15 protein-coding genes and 1 pseudogene are annotated in these 21,063 nt (G+C 47.8%); 13 read left to right on the top strand and 3 right to left on the bottom strand.

Translation table 11 applies throughout. The annotated features are described in order from the left end of the window. The first annotated feature begins 137 nt into the window (after positions 1-137). From secA to ACES2C_RS04000, 6 genes and pseudogenes are all read left to right on the top strand, one after another. Complete coding sequence (gene secA, locus ACES2C_RS04025) at positions 138-3,449, top strand: preprotein translocase subunit SecA (protein ID WP_374165721.1); 3,312 nt, start codon at positions 138-140, stop codon at positions 3,447-3,449. A gap of 4 nt (positions 3,450-3,453) precedes the next feature. Beyond that, positions 3,454-4,637, top strand: a pseudogene (locus tag ACES2C_RS04020) (M20 family metallopeptidase). A gap of 64 nt (positions 4,638-4,701) precedes the next feature. Further along, positions 4,702-5,643 carry a hypothetical protein gene (locus tag ACES2C_RS04015; RefSeq protein ID WP_374165720.1) on the top strand — a complete coding sequence of 314 codons (942 nt, stop codon included), beginning with the start codon at positions 4,702-4,704 and terminating at the stop codon, positions 5,641-5,643. A 25-nt stretch (positions 5,644-5,668) separates the two neighbouring features. Further along, positions 5,669-7,624, top strand: a complete 1,956-nt coding sequence (gene dnaG / locus ACES2C_RS04010; RefSeq protein ID WP_374165719.1) for a DNA primase — start codon at positions 5,669-5,671, stop codon at positions 7,622-7,624. After that, on the top strand, positions 7,625-7,984 hold the full coding sequence (locus tag ACES2C_RS04005) for a YraN family protein (protein ID WP_374165718.1): 360 nt from the start codon (positions 7,625-7,627) through the stop codon (positions 7,982-7,984). It begins immediately after the preceding gene. A 121-nt stretch (positions 7,985-8,105) separates the two neighbouring features. Continuing rightward, entirely contained in the window at positions 8,106-9,140 is a 1,035-nt protein-coding gene (locus ACES2C_RS04000) for a glutaminyl-peptide cyclotransferase (protein WP_374165717.1), read from the top strand. A gap of 75 nt (positions 9,141-9,215) precedes the next feature. Here the strand turns inward: ACES2C_RS04000 and pgi are convergent, their stop codons facing one another. After that, positions 9,216-10,862 carry a glucose-6-phosphate isomerase gene (pgi, locus tag ACES2C_RS03995; protein WP_374165716.1) on the bottom strand — a complete coding sequence of 549 codons (1,647 nt, stop codon included), beginning with the start codon at positions 10,860-10,862 and terminating at the stop codon, positions 9,216-9,218. Positions 10,863-10,974: 112 nt separating this feature from the next. Between pgi and prfB the strand changes: the two genes are divergently transcribed. Continuing rightward, positions 10,975-12,052 (top strand): peptide chain release factor 2 gene (gene prfB, locus ACES2C_RS03990; protein ID WP_374165715.1). Its coding sequence is split into 2 segments (ribosomal slippage): positions 10,975-11,034 and positions 11,036-12,052, totalling 1,077 coding nucleotides; the frame shifts between segments, so codons are not numbered across the junction. A 24-nt stretch (positions 12,053-12,076) separates the two neighbouring features. Here the strand turns inward: prfB and ACES2C_RS03985 are convergent. Further along, positions 12,077-12,961 carry a transglutaminase-like domain-containing protein gene (locus ACES2C_RS03985; protein WP_374166903.1) on the bottom strand — a complete coding sequence of 295 codons (885 nt, stop codon included), beginning with the start codon at positions 12,959-12,961 and terminating at the stop codon, positions 12,077-12,079. A gap of 205 nt (positions 12,962-13,166) precedes the next feature. On the opposite strand from ACES2C_RS03985, the gene ACES2C_RS03980 reads away from it, so the two are divergent. Continuing rightward, positions 13,167-13,952, top strand: a complete 786-nt coding sequence (locus ACES2C_RS03980; RefSeq protein ID WP_374165714.1) for an O-methyltransferase — start codon at positions 13,167-13,169, stop codon at positions 13,950-13,952. 6 nt (positions 13,953-13,958) lie between these two features. On the opposite strand, the gene ACES2C_RS03975 is transcribed toward ACES2C_RS03980, so the two are convergent. Further along, complete coding sequence (locus ACES2C_RS03975; RefSeq protein WP_374165713.1) at positions 13,959-15,092, bottom strand: polymerase; 1,134 nt, start codon at positions 15,090-15,092, stop codon at positions 13,959-13,961. Positions 15,093-15,196: 104 nt separating this feature from the next. On the opposite strand from ACES2C_RS03975, the gene ACES2C_RS03970 reads away from it, so the two are divergent. The 5 genes from ACES2C_RS03970 (at position 15,197) to ACES2C_RS03950 (ending at position 21,049) form a co-directional block, all read left to right on the top strand. Next, positions 15,197-16,267, top strand: coding sequence for a LacI family DNA-binding transcriptional regulator (locus tag ACES2C_RS03970; protein WP_374165712.1), 1,071 nt, complete (start codon positions 15,197-15,199; stop codon positions 16,265-16,267). A 165-nt stretch (positions 16,268-16,432) separates the two neighbouring features. Continuing rightward, entirely contained in the window at positions 16,433-18,352 is a 1,920-nt protein-coding gene (gene nagB, locus ACES2C_RS03965; RefSeq protein ID WP_374165711.1) for a glucosamine-6-phosphate deaminase, read from the top strand. A 306-nt stretch (positions 18,353-18,658) separates the two neighbouring features. Then, positions 18,659-18,889 (top strand): hypothetical protein, encoded by a 231-nt coding sequence (locus tag ACES2C_RS03960; RefSeq protein ID WP_374165710.1) that lies wholly within the window; start codon positions 18,659-18,661, stop codon positions 18,887-18,889. Between the two features lie 98 nt (positions 18,890-18,987). Beyond that, positions 18,988-19,557, top strand: coding sequence for a biliverdin-producing heme oxygenase (locus tag ACES2C_RS03955; RefSeq protein ID WP_374165709.1), 570 nt, complete (start codon positions 18,988-18,990; stop codon positions 19,555-19,557). Then, on the top strand, positions 19,538-21,049 hold the full coding sequence (locus ACES2C_RS03950; protein WP_374165708.1) for a GAF domain-containing protein: 1,512 nt from the start codon (positions 19,538-19,540) through the stop codon (positions 21,047-21,049). Before ACES2C_RS03955 ends, ACES2C_RS03950 begins: the two co-directional genes overlap by 20 nt. The last annotated feature ends 14 nt before the right edge of the window (positions 21,050-21,063 follow it).

The following is a 21,063-nucleotide window of genomic DNA, read 5'->3' as shown; positions in this document are numbered from 1 at the left end:
GATCACGTGCATGTATTTGTAACGAAGACGGGAAAATCTATGTTTAATTTACTAATTTTGAAAGTTTCTATGCCAAAGTGTCTCCTTGAGCGCGGCTGGTGTAGTTATTGCGCACCATTGGAATTAGTAATTAAACGATGTTAGGATTTTTAAGTAAATTATTCGGAAGCAAGTCTGAACGAGATATAAAGCAAATTCAGCCGATTGTAGAGCAGATCAAAGCAGAATATGCGAAGCTTTCGGCTTTAAGTAACGACGCGCTTAGGGAAAAAACCCTTGGCTTTAAGGCGAAGATAAAGGAAAGGCTTGCCGAGATTGATGCAGAGATAAGTGAGTTAAAGACGAAGGCTGACGCTGCGGAGCTGTCAGTGGCAGAAAAGACAGAGCTATATGATTCTGTTGATAAACTGGGTAAGGAGAGGGATAAGGAGCTGGAGAAGGTCCTGATGGATATTTTACCTGAAGCATTTGCGGTGGTAAAAGAAACTGCGAGACGTTTTACTGAAAATAAGACGATTGAAGTAACAGCTACACAGTTCGACCGTGACCTCGCTGCACGCAAAAATAACGTCATCATTCAGGGAGACAAGGCCATCCATCATAATACATGGACCGCTGCAGGCAATGAGGTTACCTGGAACATGGTGCATTACGATGTTCAGCTGATTGGCGGTATCGTGCTCCATCAGGGTAAGATTTCCGAAATGGCTACGGGGGAAGGTAAGACCCTGGTTGGAACATTACCAGCCTATCTCAACGCACTTGCAGGGCAGGGAGTACACATCGTGACTGTGAACGACTATCTTGCCCGTCGTGACTCGGAGTGGAACGGTCCTCTCTTTGAGTTCCACGGACTGACGGTCGACTGTATCGATAAGCACCAGCCTAATTCAGAAGCAAGACGAAACGCTTACCTGGCCGATATAACCTTTGGTACCAATAACGAGTTCGGGTTTGATTATCTGCGTGATAACATGACGCTTGCTCCGGAGAATCAGGTACAAAGAAAGCTACACTTTGCAATGGTGGATGAGGTGGACTCCGTGCTTATTGACGATGCCCGTACGCCACTCATCATTTCCGGGCCAATACCGAAAGGCGATGAGCACGAGTTTTATGACTTGAAGCCGCGTATTGAACGCCTGGTGAATGTTCAGAAGAACTACGTGACGAACGTCCTGAATGAGGCTAAGAAGCTCATCAAGGAAGGGAAGCCGGGTCCTACAGAGGGCGGTCTTGCTCTCCTCAGGGCTCATCGCGGTTTGCCAAAGAATAAGGCTTTGATCAAATTCCTGAGTGAGCCGGGTATCAAGCAGATCCTTTTGAAGAGTGAGAACTATTACCTGCAGGATCAGGCCAAGGAGATGCCGAAGGCTGATGCTGAGTTGTTTTTCGTGATTGATGAGAAGAACAATCAGGTGGAGCTGACTGAGAAAGGAATTGAGCTGATCACTGCATCGGGAGAGGATCAGAACTTTTTCGTGATGCCTGATGTGGGTACCGAAATAGCAGACATCGAAAAGTCGACCCTGTCGAACGAGGAAAAGATTGCAAGGAAAGATGAGCTGATGCGCGACTTCTCGGTGAAGTCAGAACGTATTCACTCTGTTAATCAGCTGCTGAAAGCCTACACGTTATTCGAAAGAGACATTGAGTATATCATTGATGAGGGTAAGGTAAAGATTGTAGACGAGCAAACAGGCCGTATTATGGAGGGCCGCCGTTATTCTGACGGCTTGCACCAGGCCATCGAAGCGAAGGAAAACGTGAAGGTGGAGGATGCCACACAGACTTATGCTACTATTACTTTGCAGAATTACTTCAGGATGTATCATAAGCTTGCCGGGATGACGGGAACTGCGGTGACCGAAGCCGGAGAGCTTTGGCAGATCTACAAGCTGGACGTGGTAGAAATTCCAACCAACGTACCTACTCAGCGTAAGGATATGGAGGATAAGGTATACCGTACCATGCGCGAGAAGTATAATGCAGTTGTAGACGAGATCACTGAGCTGACCCAGGCTGGCCGGCCGGTACTTGTGGGTACTACATCAGTCGAAATATCCGAATTGCTTAGCCGCATGCTTAAGCTTCGCGGGGTAAAACATAATGTACTGAATGCGAAACTTCACCAGAAAGAGGCAGACATCGTAGCGGAAGCAGGCCAGGCGGGAACAGTGACTATTGCCACTAACATGGCTGGTCGTGGTACCGACATTAAGCTTGGCCCGGGCGTGAAGGAGGCAGGAGGTCTGGCCATTGTTGGTACAGAGCGCCACGAATCGCGGCGTGTAGACCGTCAGCTCAGAGGTCGTGCCGGTCGTCAGGGAGACCCTGGTTCCTCTCAGTTCTTCGTTTCTCTGGAAGACAATCTGATGCGTTTGTTTGGCTCAGAACGTATCGCCAATATCATGCTCAGAATGGGTATTGAGGAGGGCGAGGTGATCCAGCATTCGATGATCACCCGTTCTATCGAGCGTGCTCAAAGAAAGGTGGAAGAGAATAACTATGGCATCCGTAAACGTCTTCTTGAGTATGATGACGTGATGAACTCTCAGCGTACGGTGGTATATGCAAAACGTCGTAATGCCCTATACGGGGAACGTCTGGAAGTGGATCTCAATAACACTTTCTATGATACTGTAGAGGACGTCGTGACCGAATATAAAGAGACGGGCAATTACGAGGGCTTCCAGCTGGAGCTGATCAGAGTATTCTCTGTTGATTCTGAGATTGACGAAAAGACATTTTCTGACACATCGCTCTCCAGTCTTGTTGACATAGTATTTGAAAAAGTAACAAGCTACTATGCCCGCAAAACGGAAGCTATAGCCGAGCAGGCTCTGCCAGTTTTGAAGCAGGTGTATAGCGAGCGCGGAGAGTTCATTGAGAATATAATCGTTCCTTTTACCGACGGTGTGCGTGGAATTCAGGTAGCTGCAAACTTAAAGAAGTCTGTAGATACAGAAGGACGCGAAGTGTTTAGGGCATTTGAAAAGACAGTAGTTCTGGCGCTGATAGACGATGCGTGGAAAGAGCACTTACGGGAGATGGATGAGTTAAAGCAGTCTGTACAGAACGCCGTTTACGAACAGAAAGATCCGCTGGTGATCTACAAAATGGAAGCGTTCAATTTGTTTAAGCAGATGCTGGTATCGGTGAACAAAGATATTGTGAGCTTCCTTTTCAAGGGCGGTATACCGGTGCAGCAGTCGGAGGAAGTACGTGAGGCGAGACCGCAGCCCAAGCAGGACCTGTCGAAGCTGAAGGTATCGAAGCCACAGCTTGCCTCAGTATCAGGTGATGGAAGCGGAGTTCCGGTTGAGGATACGCGGGAGGTGCAGAAGCAGATGCCCGTGCGTCACGAGAATAAGATCGGGAGGAACGACCCTTGTCCTTGCGGTAGTGGTAAGAAATATAAGAATTGTCACGGAGCAGGTTTAGAATAAAAACATGTTAAAAGATAAGATCCGGGAGCTATCCGGGAAAATACACGGCGATGTGGTCACTCATCGCCGTTTTCTGCATTCAAACCCTGAGCTTTCATTTCAGGAGTATGAAACTTCAGCCTACATTAAGTCCCGCCTGGATGAGTTGAACATTCAGTGGGAAGCGATGGCGGATACCGGTGTTGTCGCTCTCATCAAAGGGGATAAGCCTTCTGACGAGGTGCTTGCACTTCGGGCAGATATGGATGCTCTTCCCATCAACGAGACGAATGAGGTTCCTTACAAGTCGCAAAAGCCGGGCGTTATGCATGCCTGCGGACACGACGCCCATACCTCTTCCCTCCTTGGTACTGCCGCTATCCTTCAGTCGCTCCGGGGGAGTTTGGCGGTACAGTGAAGCTGATTTTTCAGCCGGCGGAAGAGAAGCTGCCCGGCGGCGCCAGCATCATGATTAAGGAGGGAGTACTCGAGAATCCAAAGCCTTCGGCGGTGATCGGGCAGCACGTGATGCCTCTGATCCCTGCCGGAAAGATAGGAATCCGCTCGGGCAAGTATATGGCATCCACCGACGAGCTGTATGTTACGGTGCGGGGGAAAGGCGGACATGGCGCCCAGCCCCATCAGAACATCGACCCCGTAGTGATCACTGCTCATATCATTGTCGCCCTTCAGCAGGTGGTGAGCCGTATTGCTGACCCCCGCCTTCCGACGGTACTTTCATTTGGAAAGGTGATTGCCAACGGTGCGACAAACGTAATACCCGAGGAGGTACATCTGGAAGGTACGTTCAGAACACTCGACGAGAAATGGCGGGCAGAGGCGCATGTGAGGATGAAAAAGATGGCCGAGGGGATAGCGGAAAGCATGGGCGGGAGTTGTGAATTCACAATTATGAACGGTTATCCTTTTCTGGTCAACGAAGAAAAGCTTACCGCTCAGGTGCGAGCCTTCGCCGAAGAGTACCTTGGAGTTGAAAATGTCTTGGATCTTGACATCTGGATGGCTGCAGAGGACTTTGCATATTATTCGCAGGTAACGGATTCCTGCTTCTACCGCCTCGGTATCAGGAATGAAGAACGCGGGATCACGTCTTCTGTTCATACCTCTACGTTTGATATAGATGAGGAGGCGCTCGCTATAGGGCCCGGCCTGATGGCTTATATTGCACTAAAGAGGCTAGGCAATTAGCGCCCGATCCTTAAAACACAGACAGAGATGCTATGACCGTCTCTGCCTTGTTGATTTCATGTGAATGAAAAAGAATTTCTTACTTCTTGGGCTGTTCCTGAGCATCTTTACATGGGTAAAGGGACAGGTGGGGCAACGGCTGAACCCCGATACGGTTCTTACCATCAGGCTCGACTCTGCCGTTAGTATCAAAGGTTCGAGGATCAACGTGCAGACTTTTATTAATAAGATCGTGAGCGATACAAGCTTTTATGAGGCTTTCCGGCAAATGAAAAAATACTCTTTTATAGCCGAGAATCACGTTTATACCTACGATAAGAAAAACCGCGTTGAAGGAAAGATCTACCGGAAGATAAAGCATAACAACAGCGGTGCTAATAAAATGCAGTTCCTTGCGCGGCAGGATAGTGGCAAGGTCTTTAAAAAGAACGGCAAGTATCAGCTTTATACGGTAGAAATGTTCGATTATATTTTCCTTAATGCCTATAACTCGGGGTTTTCTAAGAGCGAGCCCGTCGGGCGCGGGAAGGGAACCAGTAACGAATCGTATAAGGATAAATTAAAGACCTTGCTTTTCAGCCCCGGGAGGCCGGTTAAAGGCATTCCGTTTATCGGCAGTAAAACCCAGATCTTTAGTGCAGAGATGCGCCAGTATTATGACTATTCCTTTTTTAGCGGCACCTATCTTGACTCGATCCCCGTATATACCTTCCGTGTAAAAATGAAGCCCGATCTGTCCTCCTGGACAAAGGATGGCATTATGATCAAAGAGTTAAACACTATCTTTGATAAGAGAACACTTCAGATCATGGGCAGATCGGTCGACATGAAGTACGACAATCTTGCGTTTGATTTTGATGTGAAGATGAACATCGAAATGGGCTATTTTGATGATGGTGAAACGTTACTTCCCACTAAAGTCAGTTACCAGGGCAACTGGGATGTGCCCTTTAAGAAGGAGGAGCGGGCTAGTTTCCTGATCATCCATAAAGGGTACAAAAAGTAGGAGTAAACCTCTATTCATACATCTTATGATAGGAAAAGAGACGGTTGACAGGATATTGGAAGCTTCCCGGATTGAGGAAGTCGTCGGCGACTTTGTAGACCTGAAGCGGAGGGGTACGAGTATGATCGGTCTCTGTCCCTTTCATAACGAGAAGACGCCATCATTTCACGTATCGCCGGCAAAAGGTATTTATAAGTGTTTCGGCTGCGGGAAAGGAGGGGACTCGGTACGGTTCATCATGGACCACGAGAAATACTCCTATCCGGAGGCACTGAAATATCTGGCAAATAAGTATCAGATTGAGATCGAGGAGATTGAGCAGTCGCCTGAACAGCGTGAGGCTGACAGCAGGCGTGAGAGCTTATACGTCATCTCGGCCAGGGCTGCCAGGTTTTTCAGTGAAACGATGTGGGAGACCGATGAGGGGAAGACTATCGGACTGAGCTACTTTCGCGAGAGAGGCTTCAGGGATGATATCCTGAAGAAATTTGAGCTTGGATACTCGGTCGAATCCTGGGACGCACTTATCCAGAAAGCGGTGTCAGAAGGATTTAAAGAGAGCTTTCTTGAGGAAACGGGGCTGGCCATACGGAATGATAAGGGGAAGCTGTACGATCGGTTCAGGGCCCGCGTAATGTTTCCGATACACAGTTTCACGGGAAGGGTCATTGGCTTCGGAGGGCGCACGCTCAAGACGGATAAATCAGTTCCCAAATACGTCAACTCTCCCGAAAGCGAGATCTATCACAAGTCGAACGTCCTCTACGGCCTGTATTTCGCCAAGAAGGCGATCCGTGAGCATGACAACTGTTACCTGGTTGAAGGCTATGCTGATGTCCTTTCTGTTCATCAGGCGGGCATAGAAAACGTCGTCGCTTCTTCAGGTACATCACTTACCACCGAGCAGGTGAGGCTCATAGGCCGCTTTACCAAGAATGTGACGATCCTCTATGATGGCGACGCTGCCGGTATAAAAGCCTCGCTTCGGGGGCTTGATATGATACTGGAGGAGGGCCTGAATGTTAAAGTGGTCCTTTTTCCGGATGGCCACGATCCTGATTCATATGTTCATAAGATCGGGAGCAGTGCATTCAGAACCTACATTGAAAAGAATCAGCAGGACTTCATCCTGTTCAAGACCACCACGCTGCTGAAAGACGCGGGGAATGACCCGATCAGGCGGGCAGGGGTGATCCACGACGTGGTTGAAAGCATAGCAAAAATTCCCGACAGCATTAAAGCTTCTGTATTTGTGAGAGAGTGCAGCGCTCTGATGCAGATTGAGGAACGTATTCTGATTGCCGAGCTGAATAAGCTGCGGATGGGAAAGGGAAGCAGGAAGGAAATGCGGCAGGATGCGCGGCAGGACGTGCCCGAGCCCTTGCCTCCTCCTGACCTCATGTATCCTGAGGAGACCGGTGCAGGACCGGCGGCAGGCAGCGTTGTTAAAGATTCGGATGAACATCAGGAACGCGAGATTGTGCGGCTCCTCCTGAATTACGGTCACGAGCTGGTCCATTGGGACGGCATTACGGATACCTATATTGCTCCCTACATTATCTCTAACCTCGCCGACGTGACCTTCGATGACCCAACCTGTAAGTTGGTGATCGATGAGTACAGTCGCCGCATGGAGATGGGTGAACTGCCCACGGCGCAGGAATTTATTCAAAGTCAGGATCAAAAGATCGCTGAACTGGCTGTATCTGTCTTTTCATCTCCTTATGTTTTGAGTGAAAACTGGTTTGCCAAGAGGAAGATCTACGTGAGGAATGAGACTGAAAATATGAGGGCAACGGTCCTCGGTGGTATATTTCACCTGAAAAAGAGGAAGGTGGAACGTATACTCAAGTCTATTATGGACGAAATTCAGCAGGAGAAAGATGAGGACAATCAGGCGATCCTGATGCAGCGATACCTGCGTGTGAAGGAAGTAGAAAAGGGAATTTCGGCCTTTCTCGGTTCTGTAATTGTTAAGTAGATGGCTGAGCACAACCAACTGGGGCAAAGAGGGGAACAGATCGCCGCTGAGTTCCTCCTAAATAAAGGCTACCGGATTCTCCACAGAAACTGGTTTTACGGAAAGGCGGAGGTAGATATCATTGCACGCAGTGAACAGTTCCTTGTCTTTGCCGAGGTAAAAACAAGGACATCAACCGACTTTGGACAGCCCGAGGAATTTGTGTCATCTTCCAAACAGAGGAGGTTGCAGTGGGCCGCTGAGGGCTATATTTATCATCACAACTATCAGGGTGAGATCAGATTCGATATTCTGTCGGTGCTCTTTGATGTGAAAGGCAGATACACCATTCGTCATATTGAGGACGCTTTCTGGGGATAGCCAAGTCTCAGGTATGTGCTAATCTGCTATCCAACTAAACTCTGCTTTATTTGTTTTTGCTTTGTTTCCGCATTTTTGTTACTTCGTCTCCGTCCTAACTCTCGTAATGAAATATTTAAGAATGAAAAAAGTCTTGTTCGTTATTGTCCTCTGCGCGCTATGGCTCTCAGCCTGTAAGACCAGGCAAAATGCAGCGTATTTCCTTTCTCCTGAAGAAGGGAGCTCGGTGAAGCGCGGAACTCCGTTAACACTCAAACTCGATGCTTCTGGGGTCAGCTTTGATTCTGTAAGTTACCTGCTCGATACAACGGTTGTAGGTTCAAGAAAAGATACTGCAGCAGTTAATGTTCCCACTGCTGACCTTCCTCTGGGTATTAAAGTGCTTACTGCAAGGATATACGAGGGCGGCAACTATAAGGAGGTTACTACAAACGTGGTGTTGCTGTCGGGGCGGGCACCTGTTCCCTATAACTATTCTGTAGTCAACTCCTTCCCTCACGATACCACCTCCTTCACTGAGGGGCTTGAGTATCACGACGGATATTTATATGAGAGCGCAGGGCTTTATGGTGAGTCTTCATTACGAAAGGTTGACCTCACGACAGGCAAGGTGGTTCAGAAGGCTGATCTGGATGACAAGTATTTCGGAGAAGGCCTTACTGTGGTCGGTGACAAGATCATTCAGATCACGTACCGGGAGGGCACAGGCTTCGTCTACGACAAGAGCTCCTTCAAGAAACTTTCCGAGTTCCCTTACCAGGCGGGAAGGGAAGGCTGGGGGCTGGCCTTTGACGGTAAACGCATCCTGAATACGGACGGGACCAATAATATTTATTTCCTGAATAAAGATACTTACCAGAAAGAAGGCGGAATAGAAGTTTATGACGATAAGGGCCCCGTGGACTCGCTCAACGAACTGGAGCTTATTGATGGCAAGATCTACGCGAATATATGGCAGAAGAACATTATTGTTATCATCAATCCCGATACGGGAGAGGTAGAGGGGAAGCTTGATCTTACCAATCTCTATCCCGAAGGGCAACGTGAGCAGAATGAAGATGTTTTAAATGGCATTGCATGGGACGCCAGGGGAAGAAGGCTATTTGTTACCGGCAAGAAGTGGCGTAAGTTGTTCGAAATTAAGGTTCAGAAATAAAACAATATCGCCCTGCCGGGTTCCCTTATGGAATTCAGCAGGGCGATACAATTCAGGCCGGATTAACCAGCTCAATTATTTCCATTCTTTATACTGATTGATCAGTCCGTTGGTGGATGAATCATGACCGGTGATCTTATCCTTTGTCTGCAGCTCAGGAAGTATCTTTGATGCCAGCTGCTTCCCTAATTCAACTCCCCACTGGTCAAAACTGAAGATGTTCCAGATAATACCCTGTACGAAGATCTTGTGCTCATACATGGCAATGAGAGAGCCCAGCGTTTCAGGAGTGATCTTTTTAACGAGTATAGAGTTAGTAGGGCGGTTTCCTTCAAAGACCTTGAACGGTGCGAGTTTCCCGATCTCTTCGTCAGACTTGCCTGCATCTTTTAGTTCTGCCACTACTTCTTCGTATGTTTTGCCGTTCATAAGCGCCTCCGTCTGCGCAAAGAAGTTAGACAGAAGTAAGGTGTGGTGAGCACCCACCGGGTTATGCGACTGTGCCGGGGCTATAAAGTCGGCAGGTATCAGCTTGGTTCCCTGGTGAATCAGCTGGTAGAAAGCGTGTTGTCCGTTGGTGCCGGGCTCACCCCAGATTACGGGTCCTGTTTGGTAAGCAACGGCTTCTCCGTTCCGGTCTATATACTTGCCGTTGCTTTCCATGTCTCCCTGCTGGAAATAAGCAGCAAATCGGTGCATATACTGATCGTAAGGTAATATGGCGTGGCTTTCTGCTTCAAAGAAGTTGTTATACCAGATGCCCAGAAGGGCTAATGTTACGGGTATGTTCTGACTGAATTCAGTTTCGCGGAAGTGTCTGTCCATCGCATGGGCGCCTGAAAGCAGCAGTTTGAAATTGTCGAAGCCGATGCCCAGAGCTATTGAAGTTCCTATTGCGCTCCACAGCGAATATCTTCCGCCAACCCAGTCCCAGAATTCAAACATATTATTGGTGTCAATCCCGAATGCCCCTACGGCCTTTTCGTTGGTAGAAAGAGCCACGAAATGCTTGGCAACGTCTGCATCTGATGCGCCCTCCTGCAGGAACCAGTTTCTGGCAGTATGCGCATTTGCCATCGTTTCCTGCGTGGTGAATGTTTTGGAGGCAATGAGGAAAAGTGTAGACTCGGCCTTGACTTTCTTTAATGTTTCGGTGATATGCGTGCCGTCAACATTCGATACAAAGTGGAGGTTGAGGTGGTTTTTGTATGCCTTGAGCGCCTCTGTCACCATAACGGGGCCAAGGTCTGAGCCGCCGATACCTATGTTGACGATGTCGGTAATTGTGCGGCCTGTGTAGCCTTTCCACTCCCCTGAAATAACTGAATTGGTAAATTCCTCTATCTTGCGCAGCACGCCGTTTACCTGCGGCATCACGTCTTCGCCATCAACCTTCACGGGCTCGTTCCATTGATTTCTCAGCGCAGTATGAAGCACCGCCCTTCCTTCCGTTTCGTTAATTGCCTCTCCTGTGAACATCGCTTCGATCGCGTCTTTAAGACCGCACTCATTTGCCAGCTGGATCAGCAAGGCGAGGGTGGTTTCATCAATGCGGTTCTTGGAGTAGTCGAGCAGGATATCATTGAACCTGATTGAGAATTTCTCGTATCTGTCCGGGTCGTCCTTAAACAGGTCGCGCAGATGCTTTTGGCTGATCTCAACGAAGTGATCAGCAAGATATTGGTATGATTTAGTTTCAGTGAAATTTATTTTAGGAAGCATAGTAGTAGTTTAATTTTTAGCGAAGATAAAACTCCTTTTCCTGTATGGGAAATTTATTTCCCCCGGGGGGCTCTCTGCGGCAATGCGTAGCTATTTTATTACCTTTGCCCTTATGACCAGAGAACAACTACAGGACATGAGGGATAGAGCAGCTTCCCTGAGGAGGCATCTTTGACGTCGACCGGAAGTTAGATGAGTTACATCAGGAAGAGGAATTAACGTTAACGCCAACCTTCTGGGACGACCCGAAGGCGGCTGAGAAAGTGCTCCATTCCATTAAATCAAAGAAAGTATGGACGGAGGGAATTATTGCTGTCGAGGCGGCCATAGACGATGCTGCCGTGATGCTCGATTTCTTTCAGGCAGGTGATGCTGCTGAAGCAGACCTTAAGGAGCAGTATTCGGTGGCGCTGCAAAAGCTCGAGGAACTCGAGTTCAAGAATATGCTCAGCTCGGAAGAGGATCAGTTAAACGCAGTTTTGCAGATCACAGCCGGGGCTGGCGGAACTGAAAGCTGTGACTGGGCTGGTATGCTCATGCGGATGTATATCATGTGGGGCGAGAAGAATGGGTACAAGGTGACCGAGCAGGACTTTCAGGAGGGAGAAGTAGCCGGAGTGAAGCAGGTGACCCTGCAGATCGAAGGTGAATTTGCCTACGGCTACCTCAAGGGCGAGAACGGCGTTCACCGCCTGGTCCGAATTTCTCCTTTCGATTCAAATGCGCGCCGGCACACGTCCTTTGCCTCCGTTTATGTCTATCCGCTGGTGGACGACTCGATCGAGATCGAGATAAATCCTGCCGACATTGAATTCGAAACATTTCGTTCAGGAGGCGCCGGCGGGCAGAATGTGAACAAGGTAGAAACTGCCGTGAGGCTCTATCACAAGCCTTCAGGAATTATAATAAAAAATCAGGAGTCGCGCTCGCAGCTTCAGAACAAGGAAAACGCCATCCGACTGCTCAAGTCGCAGTTGTACGAGATCGAACTCAGGAAGCGGATGGAAACAAGTGCCGCAATAGAAGGCTCCAAGAAGAAAATTGAGTGGGGATCGCAGATCAGGAACTATGTCCTGCACCCTTACAAGCTGGTGAAGGACCTGCGTACCAACTACGAAACCTCCAACGCCCAGGGAGTGCTCGACGGGGAGTTAAATGACTTTCTTAAGGCTTATCTGATGGAATTCTAAATAGAGAAGGGGAGTGTCTGCTTATCAGGCACCCTCTTCTATATTGGGAATGTCGGGACTGATGACCTCAAGCAGTTCGCCGATCTCTTTGACCTTGTGTTCCTGCCCCAGTTTCTGGTAGGAAGACGAAAGGTTCCTGAGGATCCTTCTGATGATATCGGTATTAGAGCAGGGTTCGTAAAACTGTTCTTCCGGGTTTAAATTCAGTTGCCTGAGAAAGGCATCGATATCCCTTTTCCCAAAGATAAAGCCTTTGTTAAAGGCGTTGATGTAAAAAAGGACCTGTTCTTCGGGAGCATATTCTTTGGCTTCATCTACGTAAGCCAGGATGAAGTGCTGGGGAAGATTTACTCCGTAAACCGGAATGTCGAGCTTCTGGGCTATAACGGAGTAAATGAGGGCAAGCGATATCTGGTTTCCCTTTTTGCTCTCTAAAACCTGACTGATATAGGAGTTCTGAGGGTCCTGGTGATTGGTGGTGTTGCCCGAAAATCCAAAGACATTATAAAATACATGATTGATCAGCTTTACCTTTTCAATTGCGCTCATGTCATACAGCATCTGCAGCCATACTTCGCGCTTAATGTCTTCAACCTGGTTGATGATCTTTTGAGTATCAAGGTCCGGATACTGATACCGGTTTACAATAATGGCCCCCTGAAGCAGATCAAAAGATCCTCTGGTGTACCAGAACTGTAATTCCTGCTTCACTTCGTTAAACTGGATCTTGTGAATCAGATTCTCCAGACGCTCCTGCAGCAGGCTGTCGAACGATTGTTCCCAGGCATTTTCAAGATGTTCTATTACCTCGTTGCCGTATGACAAGAGCCTGTTCTCAACGTGATGAGCTATTTCCTTGTCGGGGTCATCAAGTAATTTTATAAGCGAATCTATTTCCTTATGGTCCATATTAAGCAAATGCCTTGTTGCGTCAGCTATGTAGCCCGCGCTGACGATCTTCATGTAGATGTTTGTGGCCGTTGATTGCCGTTGCACTGTTAAATTAACAATCTTTTTTAATATTTCGTTTTTTAGCCAGCCTGCGAGCTGTTCTCCTGTCTCAAATCCGTCTTCTTGCGAGAAACTGAATGAATTTATCTAAGTTTGCAACCTCATGTTCAATTTTCAGCTGCTGAAATCATTCATTAAGCACCGGCTCATTGCCAAGACCCGCCACGGGGTGCATTCACCTTTTGTTTACCGGTTAATAGATGAAGTTATCTACGACTTCAATCATAGGTCAGAGTACAACGATATTGAACAGCTGCGCAGCGAGCTTCTCTCAGACCGCCGGCTGATCTCCATCACTGATCTTGGCGCAGGCTCTCATGTAAACAACAACAAGCGCAAAGAAGTCCGTCAACTGGCAAAAAGTGCTCTGAAACCTCCTGCTCTTGCCAAACTAATTCACAGACTTACTAACGATCTTAAGCCGCATAATATTATAGAGCTTGGTACCTGCCTCGGCTTAACTACTGCCTATCTGGCCAAAGCTGCTCCTGATGCGCGGGTAATCAGCATAGAGGGTTGCCCCGAGACGGCTAAAGTAGCAGCAGAAAACCTTGCCAGGCTAGATCTGGACCGGGTGTCAGTGCTTACCGGAAATTTTGATGAGGTGTTTCCGCGCGTGCTTGCCGGGCAGCAGACTGCTGACCTGATCTTTGTCGATGGCAACCACCGGAAAGAAGCTACTCTTAACTACTTCCACTGGGCCCTTCCCCATATGAAGGATGAAGGCATGATGATATTTGACGATATCTACTGGAGTAAAGGCATGGAAGAGGCCTGGGAGGATATAAAGGCTCATCCTGATGTAACGGTTACCATTGACCTTTTTTGGATTGGCCTGGTGTTCTTCCGCAAAGGGCAGGCAAAGGAGCACTTTAAGGTGCGCTTTTAGGCGAAATTAAAATGCCTCGGCCAGTGCGAGGTAAAATCCTGATTGTCTTTTTTCTCCTGGCCTTTTTTCTCCGACCGCGTAATCGGCTCTCATAGTCAGGCCTCTTGATGGAACAGCAAAATACCGGAGGCCGCCACCATAGTTCGGTTTCAGCTTGTTCCAGCTAAACTCGTTGTTCCGGAACACCGTTCCTGTGCCTGTAAAACCAGCAATACCAAAGCGTGTCATAAAGCGGTACCTTATCTCCACGTGCCCGGTCAGGAGGTTCTGATCTCTGTATCTTCCCGTATAGTAGCCACGCATGACCTGATCGTTCCCAAGCTGAGGCAGAAGAAAGAAAGGGAGCCTTGTTCCCTGTATTCCCTGGTAGGTCAGGTTAATTCCGCCGGTTAGTTTGGGGGTGAAGCTCATAAAGTGTCGTAAGTCTGCATTGAAGAGGCCTCCTTTGAAGTCGTCTGCTCCTGCGATGCCTGGGGCATAGGATCCGCTTAGCTTAATATACGACCCTTTTGTAGTATAGGTGTTGGTGTTCCGGCTGTCAAAAATGAACGAAAGTCCGGCAAAAAGCACACTTCCTCCATCTCTGCTGGTAAGGTCGCTTTGCTCATAGACGCCTCCGGGCTCCTTGTCCTTGTATTTATAGTGCTCGTAGCCTCCGTTTATTCCGACGTATATCCGGCGGGATATAAGTTTTTCTGCTTCCGCCGTCAGGACAAAAAGTTTCTGCGTGATCTTGTCTTCATTTGCAAGCTGTGTCTCGTCTCCAACTCCGTAGAAGTTAAAGGGGAAGTTTTTGTATCGCAGGATGGCCGAGTAGTGATACCGGTTCCCTGACGTCCAGATGTCGGGCTTGAAAGCAAAGTTTGACTGCTTTTTGGTAGTGAAGGTCAGGATCGTGTTGATCGTAGACGTTCGTGTAAGCGTGTCATTTTTATCCAGGTAGAAAGAGGCGATGGAGAGCCCTCCGAATTCAAGGCCTGTTTCCTGGGCGTAAGCAGCCGCAGGGAGGACGATAATGCTGGTGTTGCGTGTGGTATCAGAATGTTCTGAAAGGAACTTTTCAATCAGTTTGCGCTGCGCCCTCGAATGAAAGCCGGCAAGGACTAAGCAGGCGCACAACAGGAGACTATATTTTCTCATCGCTGCGAAGATAAGACAAGCGAAGCTTTAATCCTTATTTGTGCGCCAGCCTTTGATTTTTCTTTTGAAATAGTGTTAGGTTTGCCGGTAGATTGTGCGATGTTATGAAGAATAAAATAGTCCGAATTAAAGACATAGCCGAAAAAGCGGGAGTTTCTGCAGGAACCGTTGACCGGGTCTTGCACAACCGGGGAAAGGTAGCGGAAGAAGTAAGACAGAAGATCCTCGCTATTGTGGAAGAGCTGAATTACCGGCCGAATTATGAAGCCCGCGCATTGGGCTCAAACAAGAAGTTTTCTATAGCGGCGTTGATTCCTGATTATACTTCTGATCCCTATTGGTATGATCCCAAGCTCGGTATAGACAGCGCCGAAAAGGAGCTGGCGCAATATGGGCTCAGCGTGCGGCAATACCTGTTCATGCTCGATCGTGCTGATTCTTTTGTCGAGAAGGCCGAGCAGGTATCAGATAGCATGCCTGACGGGGTTATTCTGGCTCCCGTTTTTTATAAGGAGGCCATCCCGTACCTCAAGCGGTGGCATGATGCGGGCATTCCCGTCATCGTGTTTAATACTGAAGTCAAAGACTTTGATCCCTTAAGCTATATTGGCCAGGATTCCTATCAGAGCGGACGCCTGGCAGCAAGTCTGGTACATTACGGGCAGCCCCATCCCTGTTCTGTGCTTTTAGCTCACATTGATGAAGATCTTGGCAATTCTACGCACCTGATGAGGAAGGAGCAGGGCTTTAAAGATTATTTTGATGATAACGGACTGGCGGATCGTTATACTGTCAAGAGAGTAGAATTAAAGCGCCGCGACTACCTGGCATTTATCCGTCAGCTTGATGTGATCCTCCAAAGTACGCCGGACCTGCGGAGTATTTTTGTCACCACTTCCAAAGGGTATGAAATTGCAGCGTATCTCGAAGACAGAGGAATAGAGCATATCAAGGTGGTCGGCTACGATTTGATCCCCAGGAATATTTATTTTATCAACAGGGGGCTCATCTCCTTTGTTATTAACCAGCATCCAAGGGGCCAGGGCTACTGGAGTGTGCATCAGCTGGCCGATCATCTCGTCTTCCGTAAGGATGTACCACAATATAAATACCTCTCACTCGATATCGTGACGAAAGAAAATATGAGCTATTTCCTGGAGCAGGAGCACCGGTAATAGCGGTTTAGGTGCTTCTAAAGCGATGACGGTAATGTACACTACGATAAAATCGTTGGTGTGTGCGCCAACACTATTGTTTTTTTAGTTTCTGCTTTGTACTTTTGATTAAGTAGTAGGCCGGTTATTGTTGACTGGTTAGTAAAAAACTAAAACTCCAATAGTATGTCAAGACTAAATCTGCTAGAAGAAACACGCTACGAAAAGCTCCCCGTAAGCGTATTTCCCGATCCTAAAAAAGCGTCGATTGCCGTTGCACAGCGAATTGCCGACCTGATCAGAGAAAAACAAGCTAAAGGTGAAGTAGCCGTTCTTGGGCTGGCCACCGGAGCAACGCCCGTTCGGGTGTATTCTGAACTGGTGAGACTGCACAAAGAGGAGGGACTAAGCTTTAAAAATGTAGTGACGTTCAATCTTGATGAATACTATCCGATGCATCCTGATGCAGCCCAGAGTTATGTCAGGTTCATGAAGGAGAACCTTTTTGATCATGTCGACATTGAGCCTGCTAATATCCACATTCCCGACGGTACGCTCAAACTCGATGAAATACCGGCCTACTGCCTGGAATATGAGCGGCAGATAAGTTCTTACGGTGGTCTCGATCTTCAGATCCTTGGGATTGGACGTACCGGTCACATCGGCTTTAACGAGCCAGGTTCCGCACCTAACTCGGGTACACGTCTGGTCACTCTTGATGACCTGACCCGCCGCGATGCTTCGTTTGATTTTGGAGGAAAGGAGAACGTTCCAACGAAGGCGATCACAATGGGTATCGGAACTATCTTCAAGGCTCGTGAGATCATTCTGATGGCCTGGAACCAGAAGAAGGCGGAGATCATTAAGAAGGCGGTAGAAGGAGAGATGTCATCGGATGTGCCTGCTACTTACCTGCAGCTATCAAGCAATGTTGAGTTTGTGCTCGATGATGATGCGGCATCTGAACTCACACGCTTTGATACTCCATGGCTGGTGAAGGATTGTCACTGGGATGAAAAATTGATAAAAAAGGCAGTGATCTGGCTTGCCAAGACGCTCAACAAGCCAATTTTAAAGCTAACAGAAGAAGATTACAATAATCATGGCATGGCACAGCTTGCCACAGAGCGGGGGCCTGTTTACAACATAAACATTCACATCTTTAATAAAGTCCAGCATACCATAACAGGCTGGCCGGGAGGAAAGCCGGATGCCGATGATAGTCAGAGGCCAGAGCGTGCCCTGCCAGCAAAGAAGAGGAGCATCATCTTTTCTCCTCACCCTGACGACGATGTGATCTCGATGGGCGGTACATTTATTCGGCTTGCCGATCAGGGACACGATGTTCATGTTGCTTATCAGACTTCAGGTAATACAGCAGTGTGGGACGACGACGTTCTCCGATTTACTGAGTTTGCAATTGACCTCGGTAAGATGCAGGGAGAAGATCAAACAGAATTGACTGCCTTGTACGAAAGCATGAGGAGCTTCATGGGGGTTAAAAAACCTAATCAGCCCGACACGACAGAGATACGTAAGATCAAGGGTCTGATCAGGAAAGGCGAAGCAATTGCCGGTGCCCGTTATGCTGGGCTGCCTGATGACCACATTCATCTGCTTGATCTTCCGTTCTACGACAGGATGAAGACGGAGAAAAATGTGAGTTTTGAAGAGGATATTCAGATTGTGATGAAACTGCTTCAGGAGGTGAAACCACAACAGGTCTTTGCAGCCGGAGATTTTGCTGATCCCCACGGTACTCATAAAGTTTGTTTTGACATTATCCTGGCTGCACTCACCAGACTCAAAGAGACAGAAGAATGGACCAGGGATTGCTGGTTCTGGCTTTACAGAGGAGCATGGCACGAGTTTGAAATCCACGAAATAGAAATGGCAGTGCCGCTCTCTCCGCAGGAAGTTGAACGGAAGCGGATGGCAATTTTCAAGCATCAGTCGCAGAAAGACCTCCCCGTTTTCCCGGGCGACGACGCAAGAGAGTTCTGGGTTCGGGCAGAAGACAGAAACCGGGAAACTGCGCAGGCTTACGATCAGCTCGGTCTTGCCGAATATGAGGCCATGGAAGCCTTTGTCCGTTGGCGGTTCTAATTCATCATCATAAGACATGCAGACAGGTCGCGACCTTCGCGCACCTGTCTGCATTTTCATTTACCGGAGATCCGTCTTCCTGGCTCCATCAAGCCTTACCCCGTTATGCCGGGGACTAAGCTCTCTTTACGCAAGCATGGCCGAACGATCTATTTGTGCGGCGGAGAACAAACAAGAATGTCGGCCAATTGTTACTTCTTAACTTTTTATATCTGACTAAACCCCTTGTTGAGAAATATGAGGAATCGCGTGGTTTGGGTTAGGCAAGTCAGACTTCTTTTGCGCGAGTCTAAAAATATATATAGTATGGGGCAGGTTTTTACTATTGATTTAGCTGGTGCCAGTTTTCATTTTCAGCTAATTAAACTTCAGCAAGTTGACCGGACTGTAGAATCTCAGATTCTGCTTCAGGGAACAACAGTTACAATTTGCAAGGGTGCCAAAGGGTACTGGATGCAAAAGGGAAATTCGAATCCGATCGTCGAAGAGTTAGTTCAGGCGATTGGTAATTCTATTTCGCTTCGTTATCGTATTTAAGTGCCTGGGGGATCGTTCACGGCGCGGTAACGATTCCCCGATAGGATTTTTCTTCTGATATTCGTAGTATTACCGCCTCATTTATTTAATTTGTTTTAATGCTCAGTTCTGTCCTCAAAGAAAACACACTTGCATCTCACCAATCTCTGGAAAAAGTTTTAATAGCAAAGCTGAAGAATATCAAGTCGGAAGAAAACTATGCGTCGGTTCTTGAAATTTTTTATGGGTTTATCGCGCCTTTGGAAGAAAAGATAAGGCAGACCGAAATCGCCGTAGTGCTGCCCGACTACTCTTCCAGGAGAACAGCTGAGTGGATTGCAAACGATCTTGAATTGCTCGGCGTGCAGGCCGCCGATGTTCCCCTCTGTCGTGAGTTACCAGGAGTGGTAAATACCTTTCAGGCCTTGGGAGCGTTATATGTTCTGGAAGGTTCGACGCTGGGCGGGCAGGTAATAAAGAAAATGATAGCAGACCGGCTCCCCGGACTATCACCCTCCGCCCTGTCGTTTTTTGGTAGTTATAATGAGCGAACGGCCGAAATGTGGGACAGGTTCAGGCAAGTTTTAAACTCTGTTTCTAACAACAGCAAGGATGTTGAGGAGGCTGCAGTTGAAACGTTTACAGAGTTTAAAAATTGGATGATAAGAAATGAGCAAAAGGAATTATGATTCAGAATTTTGCGGCAGTCTGCCGCTCCATCAGATCAATCTGATCCAGTCATACGGCTATCTCCTCGTTCTCGACAGCAAGGATCTCAGCATCCTTCAGGTAAGTGAGAATATTTCGGATGTTTTTCATGAGCCTGTAGAGAGTCTCATCGGCAAGCCCATTAAAACCTATATCGATACAGACGAAATCAACAGTCTCAATAATAGATTCAGGCACGGTATAACTGAAAAGATTCCGTTTTCCTTCACCGTCCGTACCGGCGGAGAGGCAAATAATTACGTATCTCTGATTCATGCCAAGGAAAATTATCTCATCATCGAGGTTGAGAAGGCCGGCCAGGAGAACTCGTTTCTGGATGTGTTTCAGGAGCTGAAGTACATCATGGCAGAGATCAACCAGACTCAAAGCGTAAAGGAGGCCAGCGAAGTGATCGTGAGGCAGCTTAAGAAGCTCTCTGGTTTTGATAAAGTGCTCATGTATCAGTTTGATGAGGACTGGAACGGTACTGTGATCGCAGAGGAGAAGGACGAGGGTATGGACTCGTATATGGGCTTAAAGTTCCCTGCTTCTGATATTCCCCGGCAGGCCCGTAACCTCTATCTGAAAAATCCTTACAGACTTATCCCAGACCGTGATTATGTGCCTGTGAGGCTTTATCCTGTAGTCAATCCAGCCTCCCAAACCTTTATAGATCTGTCAGACTGCAATCTTCGTGCAGTAGCCGGAGTGCATCTTGAGTACATGAAAAACATGGGCATAAGTGCTTCCATGTCTATCCGGGTGATCCGAAATGAACGGCTCTGGGGAATTATTTCCTGCCATCACCGGAGTCCCATGTATCTTAACTATGAGATCTGCTCGGTATTTGAACTGCTTTCGTCTGTGATATCCAACAGAATATCCTCAATAGAAAATAAAGAAGCATTTGACTTTACCTCAGGCTTGCAGGAGCGCAAGACACGCCTTGTAGAGCATGTCTATGCGGAGAAGGATGTCATCAGCGGGTTATTCGACCATGAGACGAAGGTATCAGACCTTCTGAATGCAGGAGGGGCTGCAGCAGTGTATAATGGTAAAATCAAGACCGTGGGCCAGGTGCCCGGGGAGGATGAGGTGAAAAACCTCATCTACTGGCTGCAAAGTAAGGGCGACGACCAGATCTATCATACCTCAAGCCTGCCGCTGGAATATGATCCGGCTGCCAGTTTTGACAAGGAAGGCAGCGGCATCGTATCTATACCGATTGACAGCGAGAAGGGAAATTATATCGTCCTTTTCAGGCCTGAAGTGGTGAGCACAGTTAATTGGGGAGGAAACCCTGATGAGGCCATTCGGTTTGAGCCAAACGGAAAAAAATACCATCCCCGCAATTCTTTTAATAGGTGGCAGGAAATTGTGAAGCAAACAAGTGAAAGCTGGAAGCCTGAGGAACTTGAAATTGCAGAAAGTATGAGAAGTTTTATCTTTGAATTCACAACAAAAAGCCTGTGACAATAAAGAACATT

Source organism: Arcticibacter sp. MXS-1, from assembly GCF_041902385.1.
Classification (GTDB): domain Bacteria; phylum Bacteroidota; class Bacteroidia; order Sphingobacteriales; family Sphingobacteriaceae; genus Arcticibacter.
Note: the sequence above shows the minus strand (reverse complement) of the source record. Positions and strands in the feature narration are given on the sequence as shown.

Coding starts and splice junctions, on each gene's coding strand:
- secA (WP_374165721.1), top strand. CDS start 138: ATGTTAGGATTTTTAAGTAAATTATTCGGAAGCAAGTCTGAACGAGAT.
- ACES2C_RS04015 (WP_374165720.1), top strand. CDS start 4,702: ATGAAAAAGAATTTCTTACTTCTTGGGCTGTTCCTGAGCATCTTTACA.
- dnaG (WP_374165719.1), top strand. CDS start 5,669: ATGATAGGAAAAGAGACGGTTGACAGGATATTGGAAGCTTCCCGGATT.
- ACES2C_RS04005 (WP_374165718.1), top strand. CDS start 7,625: ATGGCTGAGCACAACCAACTGGGGCAAAGAGGGGAACAGATCGCCGCT.
- ACES2C_RS04000 (WP_374165717.1), top strand. CDS start 8,106: ATGAAAAAAGTCTTGTTCGTTATTGTCCTCTGCGCGCTATGGCTCTCA.
- pgi (WP_374165716.1), bottom strand. CDS start 10,862: ATGCTTCCTAAAATAAATTTCACTGAAACTAAATCATACCAATATCTT.
- ACES2C_RS03985 (WP_374166903.1), bottom strand. CDS start 12,961: ATGGACCATAAGGAAATAGATTCGCTTATAAAATTACTTGATGACCCC.
- ACES2C_RS03980 (WP_374165714.1), top strand. CDS start 13,167: ATGTTCAATTTTCAGCTGCTGAAATCATTCATTAAGCACCGGCTCATT.
- ACES2C_RS03975 (WP_374165713.1), bottom strand. CDS start 15,092: ATGAGAAAATATAGTCTCCTGTTGTGCGCCTGCTTAGTCCTTGCCGGC.
- ACES2C_RS03970 (WP_374165712.1), top strand. CDS start 15,197: ATGAAGAATAAAATAGTCCGAATTAAAGACATAGCCGAAAAAGCGGGA.
- nagB (WP_374165711.1), top strand. CDS start 16,433: ATGTCAAGACTAAATCTGCTAGAAGAAACACGCTACGAAAAGCTCCCC.
- ACES2C_RS03960 (WP_374165710.1), top strand. CDS start 18,659: ATGGGGCAGGTTTTTACTATTGATTTAGCTGGTGCCAGTTTTCATTTT.
- ACES2C_RS03955 (WP_374165709.1), top strand. CDS start 18,988: ATGCTCAGTTCTGTCCTCAAAGAAAACACACTTGCATCTCACCAATCT.
- ACES2C_RS03950 (WP_374165708.1), top strand. CDS start 19,538: ATGAGCAAAAGGAATTATGATTCAGAATTTTGCGGCAGTCTGCCGCTC.